Annotated in this window: 21 protein-coding genes; 11 read left to right on the top strand and 10 right to left on the bottom strand. The window is 72.1% G+C overall.

What is annotated here, in order from left to right; translation table 11 throughout:
• The first annotated feature begins 74 nt into the window (after positions 1-74).
• Together ACZ39I_RS21615 and ACZ39I_RS21610 are read left to right on the top strand one after the other, a co-directional pair.
• Positions 75-944 (top strand): helix-turn-helix domain-containing protein, encoded by an 870-nt coding sequence (locus ACZ39I_RS21615; RefSeq protein ID WP_467245962.1) that lies wholly within the window; start codon positions 75-77, stop codon positions 942-944.
• Between the two features lie 164 nt (positions 945-1,108).
• Positions 1,109-1,684: a dihydrofolate reductase family protein gene (locus ACZ39I_RS21610; RefSeq protein WP_467245961.1), complete on the top strand. Its 576-nt coding sequence runs from the start codon at positions 1,109-1,111 to the stop codon at positions 1,682-1,684.
• Here ACZ39I_RS21610 and ACZ39I_RS21605 read toward each other — a convergent pair.
• Positions 1,678-2,592, bottom strand: coding sequence for a DMT family transporter (locus ACZ39I_RS21605; RefSeq protein ID WP_467245960.1), 915 nt, complete (start codon positions 2,590-2,592; stop codon positions 1,678-1,680). The genes ACZ39I_RS21610 and ACZ39I_RS21605 overlap by 7 nt on opposite strands.
• A 126-nt stretch (positions 2,593-2,718) precedes the next feature.
• Between ACZ39I_RS21605 and ACZ39I_RS21600 the strand changes: the two genes are divergently transcribed.
• Entirely contained in the window at positions 2,719-3,255 is a 537-nt protein-coding gene (locus ACZ39I_RS21600) for a TetR/AcrR family transcriptional regulator (protein ID WP_467246261.1), read from the top strand.
• Positions 3,256-3,364: 109 nt separating this feature from the next.
• Positions 3,365-4,141, top strand: coding sequence for a hypothetical protein (locus ACZ39I_RS21595; protein WP_467245959.1), 777 nt, complete (start codon positions 3,365-3,367; stop codon positions 4,139-4,141).
• A 10-nt stretch (positions 4,142-4,151) separates the two neighbouring features.
• Here ACZ39I_RS21595 and ACZ39I_RS21590 read toward each other — a convergent pair whose 3' ends face one another.
• From ACZ39I_RS21590 to ACZ39I_RS21575, 4 genes are all read right to left on the bottom strand, one after another.
• Positions 4,152-4,979 carry a GAF and ANTAR domain-containing protein gene (locus ACZ39I_RS21590; RefSeq protein ID WP_467245958.1) on the bottom strand — a complete coding sequence of 276 codons (828 nt, stop codon included), beginning with the start codon at positions 4,977-4,979 and terminating at the stop codon, positions 4,152-4,154.
• A 501-nt stretch (positions 4,980-5,480) separates the two neighbouring features.
• Positions 5,481-6,236, bottom strand: coding sequence for a TIGR03943 family putative permease subunit (locus tag ACZ39I_RS21585; protein WP_467246260.1), 756 nt, complete (start codon positions 6,234-6,236; stop codon positions 5,481-5,483).
• Positions 6,233-7,147 carry a permease gene (locus tag ACZ39I_RS21580; RefSeq protein ID WP_467245957.1) on the bottom strand — a complete coding sequence of 305 codons (915 nt, stop codon included), beginning with the start codon at positions 7,145-7,147 and terminating at the stop codon, positions 6,233-6,235. The genes ACZ39I_RS21585 and ACZ39I_RS21580 overlap by 4 nt, the downstream gene beginning before the upstream one ends.
• Positions 7,148-7,221: 74 nt before the next feature.
• A complete protein-coding gene (locus ACZ39I_RS21575) occupies positions 7,222-8,568 on the bottom strand; it encodes a helix-turn-helix domain-containing protein (protein WP_467245956.1) in 1,347 nt (448 codons plus the stop codon).
• Positions 8,569-8,691: 123 nt separating this feature from the next.
• Between ACZ39I_RS21575 and ACZ39I_RS21570 the strand changes: the two genes are divergently transcribed.
• On the top strand, positions 8,692-8,865 hold the full coding sequence (locus ACZ39I_RS21570; protein ID WP_467245955.1) for a hypothetical protein: 174 nt from the start codon (positions 8,692-8,694) through the stop codon (positions 8,863-8,865).
• Positions 8,866-8,880: 15 nt separating this feature from the next.
• Here ACZ39I_RS21570 and ACZ39I_RS21565 read toward each other — a convergent pair whose 3' ends face one another.
• The 4 genes from ACZ39I_RS21565 to ACZ39I_RS21550 all read right to left on the bottom strand — a co-directional run bounded on the left by ACZ39I_RS21565 (position 8,881) and on the right by ACZ39I_RS21550 (position 12,700).
• On the bottom strand, positions 8,881-9,498 hold the full coding sequence (locus tag ACZ39I_RS21565) for a Uma2 family endonuclease (protein WP_467245954.1): 618 nt from the start codon (positions 9,496-9,498) through the stop codon (positions 8,881-8,883).
• An 86-nt stretch (positions 9,499-9,584) separates the two neighbouring features.
• Complete coding sequence (locus tag ACZ39I_RS21560) at positions 9,585-10,148, bottom strand: tellurite resistance TerB family protein (protein ID WP_467245953.1); 564 nt, start codon at positions 10,146-10,148, stop codon at positions 9,585-9,587.
• A gap of 127 nt (positions 10,149-10,275) precedes the next feature.
• Entirely contained in the window at positions 10,276-11,484 is a 1,209-nt protein-coding gene (locus ACZ39I_RS21555) for a hypothetical protein (RefSeq protein WP_467245952.1), read from the bottom strand.
• Between the two features lie 70 nt (positions 11,485-11,554).
• Positions 11,555-12,700, bottom strand: a complete 1,146-nt coding sequence (locus ACZ39I_RS21550) for a PP2C family protein-serine/threonine phosphatase (protein ID WP_467245951.1) — start codon at positions 12,698-12,700, stop codon at positions 11,555-11,557.
• Between the two features lie 113 nt (positions 12,701-12,813).
• Between ACZ39I_RS21550 and ACZ39I_RS21545 the strand changes: the two genes are divergently transcribed.
• On the top strand, positions 12,814-13,242 hold the full coding sequence (locus ACZ39I_RS21545; RefSeq protein WP_352387368.1) for a hypothetical protein: 429 nt from the start codon (positions 12,814-12,816) through the stop codon (positions 13,240-13,242).
• 116 nt (positions 13,243-13,358) lie between these two features.
• Positions 13,359-14,189: a hypothetical protein gene (locus tag ACZ39I_RS21540; RefSeq protein WP_467245950.1), complete on the top strand. Its 831-nt coding sequence runs from the start codon at positions 13,359-13,361 to the stop codon at positions 14,187-14,189.
• Here ACZ39I_RS21540 and ACZ39I_RS21535 read toward each other — a convergent pair.
• Complete coding sequence (locus ACZ39I_RS21535) at positions 14,098-15,426, bottom strand: aminotransferase-like domain-containing protein (protein WP_467245949.1); 1,329 nt, start codon at positions 15,424-15,426, stop codon at positions 14,098-14,100. The genes ACZ39I_RS21540 and ACZ39I_RS21535 overlap by 92 nt on opposite strands.
• Before the next feature lie 73 nt (positions 15,427-15,499).
• Here ACZ39I_RS21535 and ACZ39I_RS21530 point away from each other — a divergent pair, with 73 nt between their 5' ends.
• The 4 genes from ACZ39I_RS21530 (at position 15,500) to metG (ending at position 21,051) form a co-directional block, all read left to right on the top strand.
• On the top strand, positions 15,500-16,246 hold the full coding sequence (locus ACZ39I_RS21530; RefSeq protein WP_467245948.1) for an alpha/beta fold hydrolase: 747 nt from the start codon (positions 15,500-15,502) through the stop codon (positions 16,244-16,246).
• A gap of 10 nt (positions 16,247-16,256) precedes the next feature.
• A complete protein-coding gene (locus tag ACZ39I_RS21525; RefSeq protein ID WP_467245947.1) occupies positions 16,257-17,228 on the top strand; it encodes an endonuclease/exonuclease/phosphatase family protein in 972 nt (323 codons plus the stop codon).
• A 176-nt stretch (positions 17,229-17,404) separates the two neighbouring features.
• Positions 17,405-19,198 carry a VWA domain-containing protein gene (locus ACZ39I_RS21520; protein WP_467245946.1) on the top strand — a complete coding sequence of 598 codons (1,794 nt, stop codon included), beginning with the start codon at positions 17,405-17,407 and terminating at the stop codon, positions 19,196-19,198.
• Positions 19,199-19,341: 143 nt separating this feature from the next.
• Positions 19,342-21,051, top strand: coding sequence for a methionine--tRNA ligase (gene metG, locus ACZ39I_RS21515; RefSeq protein WP_467245945.1), 1,710 nt, complete (start codon positions 19,342-19,344; stop codon positions 21,049-21,051).
• Positions 21,052-21,114 lie beyond the last annotated feature (63 nt).

Raw genomic sequence — 21,114 nt, 5'->3', positions numbered from 1 at the left:
GCTTGATCAACAATCTTCGCTCCCTGGCAATCTGCGCATCAGCACGATGACTTGGAGCCGGAGGTACACCGCTCATGGCGGCGACAACCAATCCCACCCTCAGGAGACGCCGTCTGGGAGCCGAGCTCCGCCGGCTCCGCCTGGCCAGTGGGCTGAAGAGCACGGAAGCGGCCGAGCGGCTCATGGTCTCCCAGCCCAAGATCAGCCATCTGGAGAACGGCAACCGTGCCATCAGCCCCCGCGACGTACGCGACCTGTGCACGATCTACGGAGTGACGGACCAGCAGGTCATCGACTCCCTGCTCCAGATGGCCAAGGAGTCCGGACAGCAGGGCTGGTGGCAGGCCTACGGCGACATCCCCCAGCGCGTCTACATCGCACTGGAGACCGACGCCGCCGTCCTCCACACCTACGAGCCCATGACGATCCCCGCCCTGCTGCAGACTCCCGCCTACGCCCACGCCGTCATCAGGGAAACGATCCCTCAGCCCACTGCCGAACAGGCCGCCAGGCGCCTCAAGGTGCGGCTGCGCCGGCAGCACCGGATCTACGACCCGGCCTGCCCGTTGCGTCTGTGGGTCGTTCTGGACGAATCGGCACTGCGCCGCGTCGTCGGCAGTCCTGACGTCATGCGTGAACAACTGGAGCACCTGAACGCGCTCGGCACGGAACCGCACATCACGGTGCAGGTCCTCCCGCACACCGCGGGTGCCCATCCGGGCCTGTCGGGGCAGTTCTCCATCGTGACGTTCGCCGAGAACCCCGGCGGAGTGGTGTATCTGGAACGGTTCACCAGCGATCTCTACCTGGAGAAGCCATCCGACGTGCAGCACTACAGCGTGATGCACGAGCACCTCCAGGCCCTGGCCCTCAGCCCCGACAGCAGCCGCGGCTTCATCACCGACGTCACCAAGGCGTACATCGACACGGCGAGCCGCCCCTGAGCGCGGTCTGCGAAACTCCGGGCGCCTCGCAGTCGTGACGTCCTGACGCGGCCCGATGAGTTTCAGGTACAGGCCGGGTCTACGTATATGGCGGTCGCCGGAGTTCGTTCGGAGTGGTCGCCCGGACACACCCGTCTCGATCGACCGTTCTCCAGGAGGGCCCCATGACCGCCACCTACACCTTCGACTTCTTCTGCAGCCTCGACGGCTACGGTGCCGCCGGTGGGGACTGGACCGGCTACTGGGGCAAGCAGGGCCCCGAGTTGCTCGACCGTCGTCTCGATGTGTACGGCGCGGAGCAGCGGATGGTCTTCGGGGCGCACACCTTTCGGGACTTCGCGCAGATGCTGGCCGAGAGCAGCGAGGGGTCCGACGTGCGGGACCCGTGGGTCACCAGGATGCGGAACCTGCCGACGACCGTGGTGTCGACGACCCTGGAGGACTCGCTCGGCTGGCCGGACGCGGCCGTCGTGAGCGGGGACGCCGTGGACGTCGTCGCCCGGCTCAAGGAGGAGTCCGAGGTGCCGTTGCGCTCGCACGGCAGTCTGGCGATGAACCGGGCGCTGATGGCCGCGGGACTGGTCGACCGCCTGCACGTGACGCTCTTCCCCGTCATCACGGGACGGACCGGGCTGGCCCCGATCTTCCAGGACGCGGCCGACTTCGACCTGGAGCTGCTGGAGAGCCGGACGCTCGACGGGCACATCCAGGAGCTCATCTATCGACCCACCCGTCACTGACCGGCGACCTCCGCCTTCGCCTCTGCCTCCGCCTCCGCCCTGCGGGAACCCGCCCCGCGCACCACCCCCACCGCCGTCAAGGCGACCGCCAGACCCACCGCGGTCTGCGTGGTGAAGGGCTCGCCGAACATCAACGCCCCCCAGACGGCCGTGACCGGGGCCATGAGGAACATGAGGGTGTTGACCTCAGTGACTCCGGAGCGTTGGAGGACGAGCCAGTACAGGCCGTACCCGCCGAAGGTGGAGAGGGTCACGAGCCAGAGCGTGGCCAGCCAGAAGGACCCGGTGGTGGGCGGGGTCGCGGTGCCGGTGGCGAGCGCGACGGCCGTGAAGACGAGGGCGCTGGTGGCGCAGTGGACGGTCATGGACACGGCCGGGGTCACCCGGGTGCGGGAGCGCCGTTCGAGGAAGGTGGCCGCGACCAGCGAGAGCATCCCGGCGAACGGGACCAGGTAGGTCCACCAGGCCACTCCCGTCGTCGCCGCCGCGTCGGCCGTGGTGACCAGGGCGACTCCGCCGAGACCCAGGCACAGGCCCAGCCACTGCCGGGGCGAGACGTACTCGCGCAGCAGCGGGCCGGCGAGCGCTCCCGCGACCAGCGGCTGGGTGCCGTCGATCAGTGCCGTCGTACCGCTGGAGACGCCGAGCTGGATGGCGTAGTAGACGGTGAGCAGGTAGCCGCTCTGGGAGAGCAGTCCGATCAGGGCCTGGCGGCCGAGGTCGCGGGGCGCCAGTGCGCGCCAGGACGCCCCGCCCCGGTGGAAGGCGAACGCGACCAGGACCGCCGCCAGCGGCAGGAACCGCCACATCAGGAGCGTCGTCGCACCCGCGTCCTGCGTGCCGAGCTTCGCGCCGACGAACCCCGAGCTCCAGCACACGACGAAGGCGGCGGAGAGGAGGACGTTCATGGAAGTCACCACCCGTGACTAGACCGATCTGTATACCTCCTTGCCTCGACCACTATACAGATCGGTATAGTCGGGAGGGTGGGAGACAACGGAGACAACGGCGTAGGGCAGGTTCGGCGGGTCGGCATGACCCCGGCCGCGCGGCGCGCCCTCGCGGCGGCGTCCCGGCTGTTCTACGAGCGCGGCATCCATGCGGTCGGCGTGGACCTGATCGCCGCCGAGGCCGGGGTGACCAAGAAGACGCTCTACGACCGGTTCGGCTCCAAGGAGCAGATCGTCGTGGAGTACCTCGCCGCCCGGGACGAGCGCTGGCGGACGTATGTCCTGGAGCGGCTGGAGGCGGCGGGACCGGGGGCGGTCGAGCGGGTCCGCGCGGTCTTCGACGCCTCCCGGGAATGGATGGACGACAGCAGCCCCAAGGGGTGCGCCATGGTCAACGCCCACGCCGAGATCAGCGACCCCGCGCACCCGGCGTACGCCGTCATCACCGGCCAGAAGCAGTGGATGCTCCGCCTCTTCACCGACCTGGCCCCCGAGCACGCCCGCACGCTCATGCTGCTGCACGAGGGCGCGATGGTCGCCCACGGGCTGCGCGTCTTCGCCGACCCGATCGGGTACGCCCGCGAGGAGGCGACCGCACTGGTCGGCGGGCAGGGGGCGTAGCCGCGGCTCGAAGTAGGCGGGGCTCGGCGTAGGCGCGGACCGGCGCACCCCGTAACCCGTACGGCCCGGACCGCTGGTGACCTCGGCGAACCCGGTGATCACTTGAAGCATGACCCCGCCCCGCGCCGCCGCCTCCGCTCTCGCCCTCTGCGGGCTCCTCGCCGCCACCGCCTGTTCCGCGCTCTCCACGCCGCCCACCGCTGCGAAGCCGCCGATCACGCCGCCCAGCAGCGCGCCGCCTCCGTCCCCGAAGGCGTCCCCCGCCCCGTCGTCGGCCCTCACCGAGGCCATGACGCAGGCCGCGCTCGTCACCGACGCGGACCTCGGCGAGCCCTGGACACCGAGCCAGGGGGTGGCCACCTGGCACGACGGGGTGCTGAAGGCGAAGGCCGACCGGCCGGACTGCCAGCGGCTGCTCGACGCGCTGTACGCGGACGAACTGTTCGGGGCCGACGCGCAGCCCCGTGCGGTCGTCGGGATGGACGACGAGTGGAACCAGGCGCAGATGCGGTATCAGGTGCTCGCGCGTCCGCCCGCGGAGATCGACAAGACCCTGGCCTGGCTCAAAGGCCTGCCGCGGACGTGCGCGCAGTTCGCGGCCACCACGACCACGAAAGCCGTCCTGGGGGTGCAGGTCGGCGAGATGCCGTTGCCGGAGGTGGGGGACGCCCGGCAGGGCCTGCGGGTGTTGCTGACCGGACAGTCCCCGGACGGCCGGCCGACGACGCTCACGCTGGACGTCGCCGCCCTCCGCGTGGGGGAAGGCGCGATCAGTGTGACGAACGGCGGCTTCGGCGAGGTGCAGACGCAGGCCACGCAGACGGCCGTGCAACTGGGCGCCGACCGACTCACGGAGGTGAGGAGGCAGGGGCGGGTGGAGGTGTGAGCAGTTCCGGTCAGTCCCGGTCGAACCGCTCGTGGTGGCGGACCACGTCGTGCGCCACCTCCAGCGCGGTGCGGTTGTGCGCGAAGGAGTGCGCGCGCAGCCGGGCGAGCGCCTCGTCCGAGTCGACGCCGAGCTGCACCATGATCACGCCGATGGCCTGGTACACCTCGCCGTGCGCGGGGGCCAGACCGCTGAGCCAGAGGGCGTCTCCCTCGGGGCCGTCCTCCTCGCCCCGGGGCAGGGCCGTCAGGGCCACCGTCATGACGCCGGCCACGAGCTCGGCGAGGCGCACCTCGCGCCGGGTGAGTTCACCGGGGACGTCGCGGTAGAGGTCGAGGGTGCCCACGCACACGGTGTCGTTGCCGAGGGGCATCGAGTACACCGCCCGTATCCCGGCGGCGGCGGCCTGCTGGGCGAAGACCGGCCAGCGGCCCGCGTCCCGCTCGGACATCAGATCGGTGGCGTACACGGTGGTGCCGGTCGCCCCGGCGGACGTGCACGGGCCGTCCCCCAGCGTGGCCTGGATGTCCGACATTCGGGCGGCCCGGTCATCGCTGGCACTGAGCTGGACGGGCATGCCGTCGCTGCGCAGCGACACGCTCGCACCGGTCACCGGCAGCAACTCGACGGCGGCCACGCACAACTTGCCCGGGATCTCCCCGGGTTCGGCGCCCCGCACCCCGGCGGCGAGCACCTCGGCGGCCCGCACCTGTTCCCGCAGCGGCTGGGGTCCGGCTTCGGAGTCGTGGCCGGCTCCGCGCTCCCGCCCCTGCCCCGGTAGCCCGTACGAGCCGGGCTCGTCACCGTGGGCATCACCGTGCGCGTCTCTGGGCTCCACGGTCACCGCCTCCTTCGGTCGACGCGGAGCTGTCCGTCGTCGCCCCCGGGCAGGGCGCACCGGGAGTGGGGGGCGCCGCTCGTGGCGTACCCGCCCGGGGGCACCGCCCGGCTACCCCTCGTCCCCTGGGCGAAACGCCCGTGACCCGTACCCCGGGACCAGGACCCCTGTGCCGACCCGCCCGGCCCGACTCGACGCCGGGTCCCCGGGTGCCCTTCACAGACCGCACGCCGGTTCACCACGGTCTTCGGTGACGGTCAGGGGGCGGCCGCACGGCGTCGAACCGTGCCGGAGCCGCCCGCGTGCCCTGCTCGTCCTCCCTCTCCCCGGCGACCTGGGCGTGCGGTGCTCTTCGTCCCCGTTCCGCGATGCCGACCGGGGCGTCTCCCGCCGCCCCGAGCGGGCCGGGGACCTTCCAGGGGGACCGCGCGGCACAGCACGAGTCCCACCGGGGCGGCCGCCGTCCACCGAAGAAGGACGGCGGCCGGCCCGGCACCCCGTTCAGCGCTTCTCGTACGGATCCGCCGGCTGCCGCACGTGCCGCACCGCACTCGCGTCCACGACCGGCGGCCAGGCACCGTCGGTACCGAGTTCGCCCCTGGGGTGCCAGGTGCCGGTGACGGTGACCCAGGTGTCGACCGGCGGGGCCCCGTCCGCGGCGCCGCGCACCTCGACCTTGCCGGTGGTGGCATCGGCCGCGCAGCAGGTGACGAGGAGCCGGGTGAGGTACCAGGTCCCGTCGTCGCCGTGGGTCACGAACCCGGTCATCCGGACCGTACGGCCCTTCAGGGAACGCCCGCTGTCGTAGATCGCCCGGGAGCTGAACTCGCCGAGGGTGAGCTCGGTCGGGTCCCCGGCGGGCAGGGCCGGGAAGCTCCCCACGCCCTGAGCCGCCCGCTGCGCCGCCTCGCGCCCGGCACTGTAGGAGCCGAGGGCGGGCGGCGGGAACAGGAGCAGGGCGAGGGCGGGCAGGGTGAGCAGCCAGGCGACCCGGGGTCCGGCGCCACCGTGTTCGTGATCCGCTCCGAGTTCGTGGTCCGCTCCGAGTTCGTGGTCCGCTCCGTGTTCGTGGTCGTCCGCGGTCCGTCGTACGAACGCCATCGCCGCCCCCAGCACCACCAGCACCGCACCCGACACCACCAGGTAGGGACGCAACGCCGCCTGCACGTACCGCAGATACAGCTCGCTGAAGAGCGAGATCCGCAGGACCGCCGCGCCGACGAGGACGAGGAGCAGACAGGGGCCGTAGCGCCTCACAGCAGCCACCACCCCACGAGCACGCTGTTCAGCACGGCCACCGCCCAGGTGACGGAGGAGAAGCGGACGGCGAAGGCCCGTCCGAAGGTACCGGCCTGGAGGGCGATCAGCTTGAGGTCGACCATCGGTCCCACGACCATGAACGCCAGCCGCGCGGTGGGCGAGAAGCCGCTCAGGGAGGCCGCCACGAACGCGTCCGCCTCGCTGCACACGCACAGCACGACGGCGAGGACCGCCAGCAGCGGCACCGACAGCCAGGCCGAGCCGGTGAAGACGTCGAGCACCGAGCGCGGGACGACGATGTTGAAGGTCGCCGCGGCCGCCGCGCCCAGCACCAGGAAGCCGCCGGCGTGCAGGAAGTCGTGCTGGAGCCCGGCGCCGAAGGCCCGCAGGCCGCGGACGGACGTCCCGGTTGATCGTTTCGGCAGCCGCAGCCACTCCTCGCGCCCGAACCTCGCCCACAGCCACCCCATCATCACGGCCGTGGTGAGCGAGGCGACCAGCCGGCCGAGCACCATCGCGGGGCTGCCCGGGAAGGCGATGGACGTGGCGACGAGCACCACGGGGTTGATCGCGGGCGCGGACAGGAGAAAGGCGAGCGCGGCCGCCGGGGCCACTCCCCGCCGCATCAGACTCCCCGCCACCGGCACGGACGCGCACTCGCACCCAGTGCCGAGCAGGAGGAAGGGCACGCCCTGGACCGCGACCGCGGTGAAGACGGTCCACCAGGCGGCGACCGGCGGGGTGTAGAGGTCGAGGGCGAGGGTGGGTCCGAGGACCGAGGCGACGGTGGCGATCGCGATCAGCGCGGCGCCGCCGAGAACGACGTACACGAGCACCCGCAGGCCGAACGCGAGGAGCCGCAGCCCGTCGGCCACGCTCCGCCCGGCCACCGTCCTCTGGTTCTCCACGCGCCCTGTCCCGCCCGCCCTGTGATGTCCCCGCGCAGGCTAACCGGGCACCCCTGTGCACAAGCCGGGAATCGTCATAGAGGGGGCTGTGCGGGTGCGGGTCCGAGCGTGGTGGTGCCGGGGGCCGTGCGGTGTCCGAGGCCGGTCCGGTACGCGTCCAGTGCCGCCTCGACCCTTCCGGTACGGCGGAACAGATCGCCGAGGAGGCGGCACAGGTCGGCCAGGTCACCGACGGCGCCGGCCCGCTCCAGGAGGCTCAGGGCGCGGACGTAGTGCTCCTCGGCGGCCTCGGTGTCCCGGGCGTCCTCGGCGATGATCCCGAGGAGACGGTGGGCGGCGGCGGAGTGCAGCGCGCCGCGCTCGGAGCTGAGGTCGCTGAGCACGTCGTGGAGCAGGGCGGCGGCCTCGTCGGACTTGCCGCGCCGGTGCAGCACGTCGGCGAGTTCGACGGCGGCCTGGCTGGAGTAGAGGGCGGCCCGCTTGGCGGAGAGCATGGCGAGGGCCTGCCTCAACTCGGCTTCGGCGCGCTCCAGTTCGCCGTTCTGGGCGTAGACGTAGCCGCGCATCCAGTGGCAGTTGGCGAGTTCGGTGCGGATCTGGAGCTGCCGGTACAGTTCGGCGGCCTTGGCGAGGGAGGCGTCGGCCTCGGCGAGGCGGCCCTCGGCGAGCAGGGTACGGGCGACGGAGCGGTGCATCCGGGCGACGAGGGCGGGGTCGCCGACCTGCGGGGCGAGCGCGAGGGCGAGTTCGGCGGCCTGGGCGGCACGGGCGTGGGCGCCCATGTCCATGTAGGGGCCGATGACGCTCGCGTAGAGGAGGAGCAGGGCGTCCGGGTCGTGCAGGCCACCGCGGTTGAGCTCGTCGATGGTGGATTCCAGCAGGTAGACGGAGTAGCGGAGTTCACCGGTGAGGTAGTGGGCGAGGGCTCGTCCGCGCAGGGCGGGAACCCGGGCGGGCAGGGGTACGTCGTCGCCGAGGGCCTTCTCGGCCCGCTCGAAGTACGCGCGTGCGGCGGCGAGTTCGCCGGTCTCCACCGCGCACTCGCCGAGCCCGAGCAGGGCGGCGGCCCGCACCTCGTCGAGGTCGAGCGCCTCGGCCTCGGTGAGCAGACGGCCGTACTGGGCGGCGGACTCCTCGGCCTCCCCGGTGGCGAGGGTGCGCTGGGCCTCGGTGAGGCGCAGGCGCAGATCGGTGACGAGACGGGCCGGGCGGCCGGTGGCCAGTTCCTCGAAGCCGACGCCGAGGCGGTCGGCGAGATGCCGCAGCGCGTCGTCGGAGGGCCGCACCCGCCCGGACTCCAGGGTGGAGATGTAGGCCGGGGTGTAGGCCGGTTCGGCCAGCTGTTTCTGTGTCAGCCCGCGTTGGACCCGCAGCTGCTGCACCCGTCGCCCGATGACGCCCGGGTCGTCCCGCTCCGACATGGCCAACTCCCCAAGCCCCTCTTGCCGTTCGGCTCCCGCAGCCCCTAGGTTAAACGGCGTATTAACCGTGCTTAATACACCGTCACCACCCTGGGTACTCACCGCCACCGCTGCGAGGTCGCCGTGCTCGAACGCACCAGCACCACCGCGCGCTACACGAGGGGTTTCGCCGCCGCCGTCGTGGCCGTGGCCACACTGGTCCTGGCGGCCAACGCGGGACCGGCGAAGGCGACAGGGGAGAGACCGGCGGAGCGCACGGACCAGGTCCAGCGGATCACCGCGCACCCATCGGAATGAGAGCGGCCGGGAGCGTCACGTCCCGTCGACCTCCGGGCCGAGCATCATGTCCTTGCGGCTGTAGAGCGGCAGCTCACCAGTGTCGAGCTTCCAGGTGCCGAGCTCGGTCGTCATGGCGAGCGGGGTGCCGTACGGCTGCTTGTGGAGACGGTTGGCGTAGCAGGGGCGCCCACCACTGGTGTCGATGCCCCACTGGTAGGTCCAGGTGCCGTCGCGGGGATCGAGGATGAGGTAGTGGCCAATGCCCATGGCGGGATAGTCGCGGCTCTTGACCTCGTAGTCGTTGCTCGGGTTGGAGGGTGAGACGATCTCGATGGCGAGGAAGATCTCCCGCGGGTCCAGCGGACCGTCGGTCAGCATGGATTCGCGTGCGGTGACAATGAGGTCCGGGACCCGGAGCTTGCCCAGGACGTCGTCGTCGGTGTCGGTGGCTTCGAAGGTGAGTATCCCTTCGGGAAGCTGCGGGTCCAGCTGACGCGTGACGTCCTTCGCGGTGACCTGGTGACGGGGGCGGGGGCTCGTCATCATGACGAGCGTCCCGTCGCTGATCTCCGGATACGTGAAGCCGGGCGGCGGCGTGAAGTGCTCACGCAGCTCACGCAGATGCCGGTAGGCGGCGGTCTGCTCGCTCATCCCGCCATCTCCTTCGGGAGCCGCTGGTCGGACCCATCGTACGTGGGGCGGCGTATGGGGTGGAAACCGTCCAGAACACCCGCCTCTCAGAGCTGGAACTCCGCCGGCGAGACGCCGAGGGTCGCGCAGGCCTCCCTCAGGATCGCCTGCTCCGCCTGGGAGAAGTGACCGTCCGCGCCGGCGATGACGATGCCGGTCTGGATCACCGCGCGCGCCTCGGTGGGCTTCTTGGCGGCCTTGGCGATCTCCTGGAGGGCTTCCGCCTTGCCCTGCGGGAAGTTGCGGGTGAGCTGGTCCACATGCTTGTGGAAGCGCGTGCGCAGCTGCTCCGGCGGGAAGTTCTGCAACACCTCGTTGCTGAGGATCAGCGACTCCGTCTGCTGGATCTCGGCCGCGTCCACCTGGCCGTCCGCCGCCGCGACCAGGGCGCACATCGCCATGCTCGCGTCCCGGTAGGCGCCGCTCTTCAACTCGGTCTTGAGGGAGCCCAGCTGAGTCTTCAGCACGCCGACGAGCTGAGCGCGCGAACCGCCGCGCGAGCTGCCCTGGCCATGCCCGTGTCCGTGCCCGGCGCTCGTCGTGCCGCGCCCGCCCTGCGCCTGCTGCTGGAGGCTCTTGGCCTGGTCCTTGAGCCGGTCGAACAGTGCCATTGCCGTCACCTCGGTGCTCGTCTGAGTGATCTCACCCCGGCAACGCCCGGCCCCGAGTAAAGGTTCCCCCAAGCCGACCGGGCCGACCTGCCCGCACGCTCAGCCGCGCACGCGCCGGTACGGCACCTCAGCTCTGCGTCTGCAGTCTGCGCAGCTGTGTCTGCACGTTCTCCAGGGCGCCCCGGCGGCGGCCCGGCACCCGCATGCGCAGGCCCGCCAGCACGATGCCCAGTTGCCGGACCTGCTCCACGTCACGAACCTGGGCCCACTGGTGATGGGCCCGGTCGACGGCTGTCTCCACCGGCTTGGAGTCCACGGTCTGCCCGGCGCTGAGCCGCGCCTCGGCCACGGTCAGCCAGATCCGGCAACTGCGCACGGGGTCCCCGGCGAACATGGCGAGATCCGCGCGGACCTCGGACCAGTGCAGGGCCTGCTCGGAGGCCGGGCCGTGCACACGGGCGGCGGCCTCCTCGTGCGCGGTGGCGACGGCTTCGGCGTCCTGGTGCCGGTCGTTCTGGACAGCGGCGGCGATATAGGCGTGCGGGTCCTGAGGGGCCTGAGGAGGTTGCGCGGGGGCCACCGGCCCGTCCGGTACTCGGGGTCCTTGTGGTCCTTGTGATCCCTGTGATCCCTGTGATCCCTGTGGTCGAGGCCGTTCGGGCCGGTACGCGGGCCTCGCGGCGAAGCCCCCAGGGACGGCCACCGGAGCCGGCGGCACCGTCAGCACGATGTCCCCGTACGCCTCCGGGCCCAGCCTGGTGAAGGCCTGCTGATGCAGCTGCTCGACCGGCGGACGCCACCCGCTGCGCAGGATCGTCGCGATCGTCTTCATGTACGCCGGCCCGGCCACCGTGCGCCGGGACGGCGGCGGCGCGATCCGCCCGAACACCGCGTTGTTGCGGCCGGAGTCGAGCGCGTGCGTGTGCAGCCACCCCCACGCCTCCGCGTCGGCGTGCAGATCGACGAAGAGCGTCGTCGACCCCGGGGACCGCAGCCGGAACTCCTCCCGGATCCACTGCCAGGGCAGTGCCGTGTAGCGCACGGTGGCCGGTGTGGTGCGGGCCAGCGCGAGATGGGGCAGGTGCTGGCGGCGGTCCAGGGCCAACTGACCCGTGACGAACACGGTGAGCGGGCCCGGGGTGGCCGCAACGGCACGCAGGCGGGTCAGGACGGCCTGCGGTTCCAGGGGGTCGGCGAGCTCGACGACGTTGGCGGTGTCGGTGCCCGAGAGCACGGCCGGCGGCACGGCCGCGAGGACGGGAAGCACGGACGCCGCGTCCACCAGACGGCTCTTGCCCACCGGTGAGGCGGCGAGCAGCAGCACGGTTCCGGGCATCGGTCCCTCCCCATCCCCCGTCGATCACTTACGGCAGCACGGTAACCGGTGCGGCTGCGAAGGGGAGTTCTCAGGACGGCAAACGTCCCTTTCCTGCCCGCTCGTCGGCCCGGCGCACCGCGAACACCGTGGTGTCGTCGAGCAGCCGCCCACCGCAGTGCCCGAGGGTGCCGTCGCGGACGAGGGCCACCAGGCGGCTCGGTTCGACGGCACGCGGGTCGGCGGCGAGGGCGCGGGCCACGTCGTCGGCGAGGGCGTAGAACTCCCCGGTGCCGTCGCGGGCCTCGGTGACGCCGTCGCTGGTCAGCAGGAGCGTCTCGGCGGGGTCGAGGGGCACGCGGTGGACCGTGGGCGGGCCGTCGGCGGACAGGGCGGAAAGGCCCAGCGGGAGTCCGCCGGCTGCCAGCAGCGCCCGTACCCCCGACGGGCCGACCACCAGCGGCGGTTCGTGGCCGAAGACCATGGCCTCCACCGTGCCGGTGCCGGCCTCGGGGAAGCCGAGCAGGACGGCGGTGGCGAAGCGGTCGCCGTCGTCGCGGCCGAGCGCGGTGACATGGGCGCCGTGCCGGTTCACCCGGATCTCCAGCCGCTCGGCGACCGTCGCGAGGTCGGGTTCGTGGTACGCCGCCTCACGGAACGTGCCGAGCAGCGCGGCCGCCGCCTCGACCGCGCCCAGGCCCTTGCCCTGGACGTCTCCGACGAGCACGCGGGTGCCGTGCGGGCCGGGCTGGATGTCGTAGAAGTCGCCGCCGACGCGGGCCTCGCTGTCGGCGGCGAGATACACCTCCGCGTGCTCCAGGCCGCCCCACACCGGCGGGAGCGGGCGCAGCACGGTACGGCGGGTGGTGGCGGCGACGTCCCGCATGTGCAGCATGCTGCGCTCGCCGCGCAGCCGTACCGCGCAGGCCAGCACGGCGAGGATGCCGCCGACGGCGACCAGGATGAAGTCGGGCAGGCCCGACCGGTACTGGTGCGGCCAGAAGCTGTCGGCGACCACGTAGGTGACGAGGGCGAGCGCGGCGAAGGCTGCGGTTCCGAGGACGCCGCAGATCGCGGCCGCGATGCCGGGCGTCAGCACGACCCAGGAGAGCATCCGGAACTCGGCACCCGTGTTGAAGTCGATCACGGTGATCGCGGCGAGCAGCAGGAGGGGCGGCACCCAGGCGACGCTGCGGTCGCGGACGCGGAGCACCTGTCCCGGGCCGACACCGCTCATGGGGTCAGCGAAACACGGGGAACTTTCCGGCGCCATTCGACTTGCCCGCGCCCCGTCCCAGGTGTGCTCTGGTAGTCGGGGGCGGATCGGGGTGGACAGAGAGGAGTGCTCTCATGGCTCACACGGCACCCGCGGGCGGATTCGCCCGGACACCCGATGTCTTCGGCGCCACGGTGCACAAGGCCGCCAGGTACGGCGTCCCGGTCGTGCTCGGTCTTGTCTACGGCTACTGGGCCGCGGCGAACCGCCGTGACGGCGGGCCGATCACCGGCTGGAACGTGCTGTTCGGCTGTGTCACGGCGATCGCGTTCATCGTGCTGTGCATCGCCGTGGCGACGTTCGCCCCGCTGCTGAAGCGGGAACTCCACTCGGCCGTGAAGTCCGGCTTCGCCGGAGCGGCCGTCGGGTTCCTGTACAGCCAGACGGGGGAGAGCGTGCTGCGCTCGACGGCCCTGGGACTGGTGGTCGCGGCGGGGATCTTCGTCGTGTTCTTCTACCGCTACTACACGCACGAGGACGCGGAGGGGAACCGGATCCGCTAGGAGCACGAGACGCCCGTAGGGGCATGGGACATCCGTTCGGGTGAGCCCTCCCCCGGAGGGCTCAATCCCCGGCTCCACGACTCGCGCGGCCGCCCGCGACCGTCTTGCCTGGAAGGGTGACCTCCCGTGTCCGTGGCGCCCTGTCGGCCGCCCTGATCGCCCTGGCCTGTCTGCTCGTGCCCTTCGGCGCGCCGGCGGCCTGGGCGGCGTACGGCCTCGCCGACACGGACCGGTACGTCACGGCGCTGGCGCCGCTGGCCGCCGACCCCGCCGTGCGGGACAGCGTCGCCGACGCGGTGGGGGACGAGGTCGGCGATCCGGTCCGGCCCCTGGTCCGCTCCCTCACCCGGACGCCGGCCTTCGGCACCGCGTGGAACGCCGGCAACAGGGCGATCCACCGGGCCGTGCTGAGGGCCGTCCGGGAGGGCGGCCACCAGGACGTGACCGTCGACATCGCCCCGATCGCCGCCCGGGTGGAGCACCGGGCCGTCCTGCCCCGCACCGAGGTCGCCGTGCTCCCGGCGCCCGAACTCGATCGTCTCCGGAAGGGCTACGACGTGCTCGAAGTCGCCGGTTTCTGGCTGCCCGTCTCGGCCGCCTTTCTCGCCGTCGCCGGTATCGCGGTCGCCGCCTGCCGCCGCCGCGCCCTCACCGCGACCGCCCTCGGCACGGCACTCGGCGGCGCGCTGCTGGCCCTCGCCGTCGCCGTCGGCCGCCGCCTCACCCTGACGGACCTGCCCGACCCGGTGCGCCGCCCCGCCGCGGGCGCCGTCTACGACGCGCTGACGGGCACCTTGCGCACGGTCTCCTGGCTGCTCGTGGCCGTCGGCCTGGCGGTGGCCCTGACCTGCTGGCTCACCGGCCGGTACGGCGGGCCGCGAGGCCGGCGAGGCACCGCAGGGCCCGTTCCAGATCCGGCACAGCAACCGACGCGAGCCCGAGCCTGACCGCGTCCGGGGTGCGGCTCGGGTCGACGGCGAAGGAGGGCCCGGGCGTCAGGGCGATACCGAGCGCCGCGGCGGCGGCCGTGAAGGTGTCCGCCCGCCAGGGGACCGGAAGCTCCCACCAGGCGTAGTACGCGCGCGGATCGGACCGTACGGCGAACCCGTCCAGGCACTTGGCCAGCACCCGCTGCCTGCGCGCCGCGTCCGCCCGCTTCGCCTCGACCAGCCGCGCCACCGTCCCGTCCACCGTCCACCGCGTCCCCGCCTCCAGCGCGAACCGCCCCGCACTCCACCCCCCGGACCGGACGGCGTCCGCCACCGCGTCCACCCGCTTTTCCGGTACGACGAGAAAGCCGACGGTGAGCCCGGGCGCGACCCGCTTGGACAGGCCGTCGACGACGTGGGTGAGGGCGGGGGCGTGCGCGGCGAAGGGATCGTCGGCCTTCGCCAGGAACGACCAGATGCGGTCCTCCACGACGGGAATGTCCAAGTCGCCCACCACGGCCGCCAGTTGGCGCCTGCGCCCGGCGCTCATGGTGACGGACGTCGGGTTGTGCAGGGTGGGCTGCACATAGAGGGCCGACAGAGCAGCCGTGCGGTGGGCGGCGGCCACCGACTCGGGGAGCGGGCCGTCCTCGTCCGTGGCCAGCGGCACCAGGGTGATGCCGAGCCGGGCAGCGATCTCCTTGACCACCGGATATGTCAGCTCCTCGACGCCGACCCGGCCGCCCGGCCGCACCAGGGAGGCGAGGGCGGCGGCGACCGACTGGCGGGCATTGCCGGTGAACAGGATCCGGGACGGGTCGGGCCGCCAGCCGGGGGTGGCGAGGAGAGCGGCGACTGCCTCACGCGCGGCCGGCGTGCCGGTGGCGGCGGCCGGACGGAGGGCCTCGGTCAGGACGTCGGGCCGCAGCAGCGGCGCGAGACCGTCACCGAGCAGCTCCGACTGGCCTTCGACGGAGGGGTAGTTGAGCTCCAGGTTGACGGACGTGCCCGCGTCCTCGATGAGCCCCCTGCCGGGCCGGCCGGGCGCGGTGGCCTTCACGAAGGTGCCGCGTCCGACCTCCCCGACGACCAGCCCCCGCCGGACGAGTTCGCCGTACGCCCGCTCCGCCGTCGACGCGGCGATCCCGTGCCGGCGGGCGAACTTCCGCTGCGGCGGCAGGCGTTCGCCCGGCCGGAGCCGCCCGGTCGTGATGTCGGCGGCGATGCGGTCGGCGATACGCCGGTAGTCGTGCACGAGAACCCCCTGATTGCACTGAGGGCAAAGATTCTATTGCACCGAGAAGTCGGGCCGACCTAGGGTCGGCGTCATGACGGCGATCCCCCTGGTCCTGGTCCACGGCCACCCCTTCGACCACACGATGTGGCGCCCGCAGATCGAGGCGTTCGCCGCCTCCCGCCGCGTGCTCGCCCCGGATTTGCGCGGCTACGGCGCCTCGGCGGCGACCGAGGAGGTCGACCGCTTCGAGCGCTTCGCGCGGGACATCGAGGCACTGCTGGACGAACTCGACGTACCGACCTGCGTTCTCGCGGGCCTGTCCATGGGTGGCCAGATCGTCATGGACTGCTACCGGCTCTTCCCCGAGCGGATCCGGGGCCTGGTCCTCGCCGACACCTTCCCGGCCGCGGAGAGCCCCGAGGGCGTGCGGGTCCGGCACACCATGGCGGACCGGCTGCTGCGCGAGGGCATGCACGGGTACGCCGACGAGGTGCTGGAGAAAATGGTCGCGCCGTACGCCTCCCCCGAGGTCAAGGCACACGTCCACCGCATGATGACGGCCACCCGTCCCGCCTCCGCGGCGGCGGCCCTGCGTGCCCGCGCCGCCCGCCCCGACTACCGGGAGCTGCTCACCCGGGTCACGGTCCCGGCGCTGGTGGCCGTGGGCGCCGACGACACCTACACACCGGTCGCCGACGCCGAGGCCATGCACGCGGCGCTCCCGGAGTCGCAGCTGCACGTCTTCGAGGGGGCGGCGCACCTGCCGAACCTGGAGCGGGCGGCGGAGTTCAACGCGGTGCTCGGGGAGTTCCTGGCGAAGGTCGACGCCCGCTCGTAGGCTCGGGACGGTGACCCGACGGCGCCTCGGCATCTGGACCGCAGCCCTGCTCTTCGCCGCCGTGAGCGCGGTCGTCGGATGCCGGCTCGCCGACACGGACGGCGTCACGCCCGTCCCCCAGCTCCTCGCCTTCCTCCCGTGGCTGCTTGTCCCCGCCGCAGCGGGCCTGGCGCTCGCCCTGCTCACCCGCTGGTGGCCCGGGACGATCTGGGCGGCGGTCGTCCTCGGGCTGCTGGCGTGGTTCCTCGCGCCCGCGCCCTACGGCAAGAGCGCCGAACCGGACGGACGGGTGATCGCCTCACTGGAGGTCCTCACCTCCAACGTCGAGTTCGGGCGGGCCACCGCCGCCCTGGTCACCGCCGTCCGCGAGGAGAGGCCGGACGTCGTGTTCGTACAGGAGTGCGAGTACGGCTGCTCGGCGACGCTGCGGCGGTCCCTGGCCGAGCGCTATCCGTACCGCCGGTCCGTGGAGGGCGCCGGCTCGACGGGGTCCGTCGTCCTCAGCCGCTTCCCGCTGAAGCCCGCCGCCGGGGTCCAGAACAGCACCATGGGCATGCCGGGGGCCGTCGCCGACGTACGCGGGCACGCCGTACGCCTGCAACTCGCGCATCCGATGCCGCCGCTGCCCGGACAACTGGACCTATGGCGGCGGGAGTTGGGCCGGCTGAGGGACTTCGCCGCCTCGGCCGGTGACGCCCCGACCGTCCTGGCCGGCGACTTCAACGCCTCCCAGGACCACGCGGCCTTCCGCGCGATCCTCGACACCGGACTGCGTGACGCGGCCCGCCTCGCCGGCTCCGGCCGCACGTCCACCTGGCCGGCCCGCACCGCCCCGGCGATCGGTGCGCAGATCGACCACGTGCTGGTGTCGGCGGACTTCTCCGCCAGCGACGCCCGCTTCCTGGACCTGGCGGACACCGACCACCGCGCCCTGCTGGTGGAAGTCACGCTGCACGAGTCCCCGGCCGTTCAGACACGGTAGGCGTGGGTTTGTCCATGCGGTTGACGTCCCGCGCGAGTGAAGTCCGGAAGTAGGTCTTGACGCCCGGGGTCCCGGCCACCTGCCCCTGCCCAAGATCGCGTTCCGGGGCCGCTAACCTTACGTGTCCGTCCTGGCCAGGGATTGACGGGCTACAACTCATGCGAAGGGTTGCGCACATGGGCATTCTCACTCTCCTGCGGAACGCGTTCGGCGGTCGATCACGCAAGGGCGCTGCCACCGAGGCAGAGGGTGCGGTTCCTTCGCAGGAGGCGACGGAGCCGAAGCTCCCGTCCCCGGCGACCGAACCGACCCCACCGGCGGCCACGGTCCCGGAGCCGACTCCACCGGCAGCCACGGTCCCCGAGCCGCGCACCGCCACACTCTCCACCGACTCCGAGCACGAACTGGTCGCGGCCGCCTTCGACCACGTAGCGGTCCCGAAGCAGACGCCTCCGGCGGGGGCGGATGAGGCGACTGCGGAAGCGGCGGCGGTCGAGACGCCCGAGGTCGAGGCAACGGCGTCTAAGGCACCAGCGGCTGAGGAGCCGGCCGCCGAGGAACCGGTGGCCGAGACCCCCGCAGCCGAGGAACCGGTGGCTGAGGTACCGGTGGCTGAGGTACCGGTGGCCGAGACAGGGCAGCCCACGGACGAGCCGGCGGCAGAGGCCGAGGCTTCCACCGTGGAGCCGACCGCTGAGAAGCCGACCGCTGAGGAAGCGGCGCCTGACGAGCCTGCCGCCGATGAACCGGTGGCTCAGGACGCGGCCGTGGAGGAACCGGCGGCTGTGCCCGAGGCGCCCGCTGAGCAGCAGGTCACCGAGGACGCCACGTCCGCCGAGCCTGTTGCCGAGGAGCAGGTCGCCGGGGATGCCCCTTCCGGCGAGCCTGTTGCCAAGGAGCCCGTGGCCCAGGAGCCGGTTGCCGAGGAGCCTGCCGCTGATGAACCGGTGGCCCAGGACACCGCCGTAGAAGAGCCGGTGGCTGTACCCGAGGCGCCCGCCGAGGACGCCACGTCCTCGGAGCAGGTCACGGAGGGAACGACCTCCGAGGAGGCCCCTTCCGGCGAGCCCGTGGCCGAGGAGCCGGCCGCTGAGACCGCGCTCGAGGAAGCCGTCGCCGAAGAGGCCGTTGCCGAGGAGCCCGCCGCCGGTGAACCGGTGGCGCAGGACACGGCCGTAGAGGAGCCCGCCGTCGTGGCGGCGGAGGCAGCGGAGCCGCAGGCCACCGAGTCCGCACCCGAGCCGGAGCCGGTCGCCGAGGTCGCCGCCACTCCGGAGCCCGAGACCGCCGTAGAACCGCAAGCGACCCCCGCTGGCGGTCCCGCCGGGGACGCCCTCGCCGTACCCGCCACCCTCCGCACCGCCTACGACGCCGCCGCCTCCACCCTCGCCGCCCACGACCTCACCGGCACCGCCGCGAAGACGTACCTCGTCCTGGACCGCTCCGCGAGCATGCGCCCGTACTACAAGGACGGCTCCGCGCAGGCCCTCGGTGAGCAGACCCTCGCTCTCGCCGCGCACCTGGACCCCGAGTCCAAGGTCCACGTCGTCTTCTTCTCCACCGAACTCGACGGCACCGGCGAGCTCACCCTCGCCGAGCACGAGAACAAGATCGACGACCTCCACGCCGGGCTGGGCCGCATGGGCCGTACCAGCTACCACGCGGCCGTCGAGGAAGTCCTCGCGCACCACACCAAGGAGTCCCCGGACACCCCCGCCCTGGTCGTCTTCCAGACCGACGGCGCCCCGGACGCGAAGACCCCGGCCACCCAGGCCCTCACGGAGGCGGCGAAGACCCACCCCGCCGTCTTCTTCTCCTTCGTCGCCTTCGGTGACCCGGAGAACAAGGCCTTCGACTACCTCCGCAAGCTCAAGCTCCCCAACACGTCCCACTTCCTCGCGGGCGCGACCCCGAAGGAACTCACGGACGCGGAGATCTACGAGGGCATCCTGGCGAACTGGCGCCCGTAACGCCCGAAGATCACCACAGCGCACCACCGGGCCGTCCGCTTCCCACCCCGTAAAACGGGAAGCGGGCGGCCCACCCATGTCGGATACGATTTCAAGACTCGCGAAGCGACTCACCCGCACGACCAACCTGGGAGCAGCCCCCGATGGCTCGACACCTCATCACCAGCGCCCTTCCGTACATCAACGGGATCAAGCACCTGGGCAACATGGTGGGGTCCATGCTCCCGGCGGACGTCTACTCCCGTTACCTGCGCCAGCGCGGCCACGAGGTCCTCTACATCTGCGCGACGGACGAGCACGGCACTCCGGCCGAGCTGGCCGCGAAGGAGCAGGGCCTGCCGGTCGACGAGTTCTGCGCGCAGGCGCACGACGCGCAGAAGGCGGTCTACGACGGCTTCGCGCTGGCCTTCGACTACTTCGGCCGCAGCTCCAGCGAGCAGAACGTCGAGATCACCCAGCACTTCGCCCGCCGCCTCAACGAGAACGGGTTCATCGAGGAGCGGGCGATCCGCCAGGTCTATTCGCCCACCGACGGCCGTTTCCTCCCGGACCGCTATGTCGAGGGCACCTGCCCGCACTGCGGCTACGACAAGGCCCGCGGCGACCAGTGCGAGAACTGCACCCGGGTCCTCGACCCGACGGACCTGATCGACCCGCGTTCGGCGATCTCCGGCTCCACCGACCTGGAGGTCCGGGAGACCAAGCACCTCTTCCTGCTCCAGTCGAAGCTCCAGCACGAGGTCGAGGAGTGGGTCGCCGCGCACGAGGAGGAGTGGCCGCAGCTCGCCGCCTCCATCGCCCGCAAGTGGCTCAACGAAGGCCTGCACGACCGCGCGATCACCCGTGACCTGGACTGGGGCGTCCCCGTTCCGTCCGACACGTGGCCGGAGCTGGCGGCCGAGGGCAAGGTCTTCTACGTCTGGTTCGACGCCCCGATCGAGTACATCGGCGCGACGAAGGAGTGGGCGGACCTGGACCCGGAGAACCGCGACTGGAAGTCGTGGTGGTACGACGTCGACACCACCGTCCGCTACACCGAGTTCATGGCGAAGGACAACGTCCCCTTCCACACGGTGATGTTCCCGGCCACCGAGCTCGGTGTGCGCGAGCCGTGGAAGAAGGTCGACTACGTCAAGGCGTTCAACTGGCTGACGTACTACGGCGGGAAGTTCTCCACGTCCCAGAAGCGGGGCGTCTTCACCGACCAGGCCCTGGACATCCTCCCGGCGGACTACTGGCGCTACTTCCTGATCGCGAATGCCCCCGAGTCGGACGACTCGTCCTTCACCTGGGAGCACTTCACGGCGACGGTGAACAAGGACCTGGCCGACACCCTCGGCAACTTCGTCAACCGCGTCCTGTCCTTCTCGAAGAAGCGCTTCGGCGAGGAGGTCCCGGCGGGCGGTGAGCCGGGCGAGGCGGAGACCAGGCTGGGCGAGGAGATCGCGCGACTGCTGGCCGAATACGAGTCCCAGATGGAGGCGCTCCAGTTCCGCAAGGCGGCGGCGGCGCTGCGTGCCCTGTGGTCGGCGGGCAACTCCTACCTGGAGGAGAAGGCCCCCTGGCTGCAGATCAAGACGGACCAGGACGGCGCGGCCCTGACCCTGCGCACCGCGATGAACCTGATCCACCTGTACGCGGTGGTCTCGGAGCCGTTCATCCCGGCGACGTCGTCCGCCATGCGCCAGGCGTTCGCCCTGAAGGACGACACCGCGACCTGGATCTCCGCCGACGAGGCCCGCGCCCTCACCGCCCTCACCCCCGGCGTCCCCTTCACCGTCCCCCCGGTCCTCTTCGCCAAGCTGACGGACGAGGACCTGGAGACGTACAAGGAGCGCTTCGGCGGCGAATAGATCGCCCGAGGACACCGATCGGAAGGACCCCGCTACTGCCGTGTCCGCGCCAAGCCGTATGGT

The sequence above is a fragment of the Streptomyces sp. NPDC024687 genome (assembly GCF_055559055.1).
The sequence above is the reverse complement of the archived record's forward strand: the minus strand, read 5'-3'. Positions and strand labels throughout refer to the sequence as shown.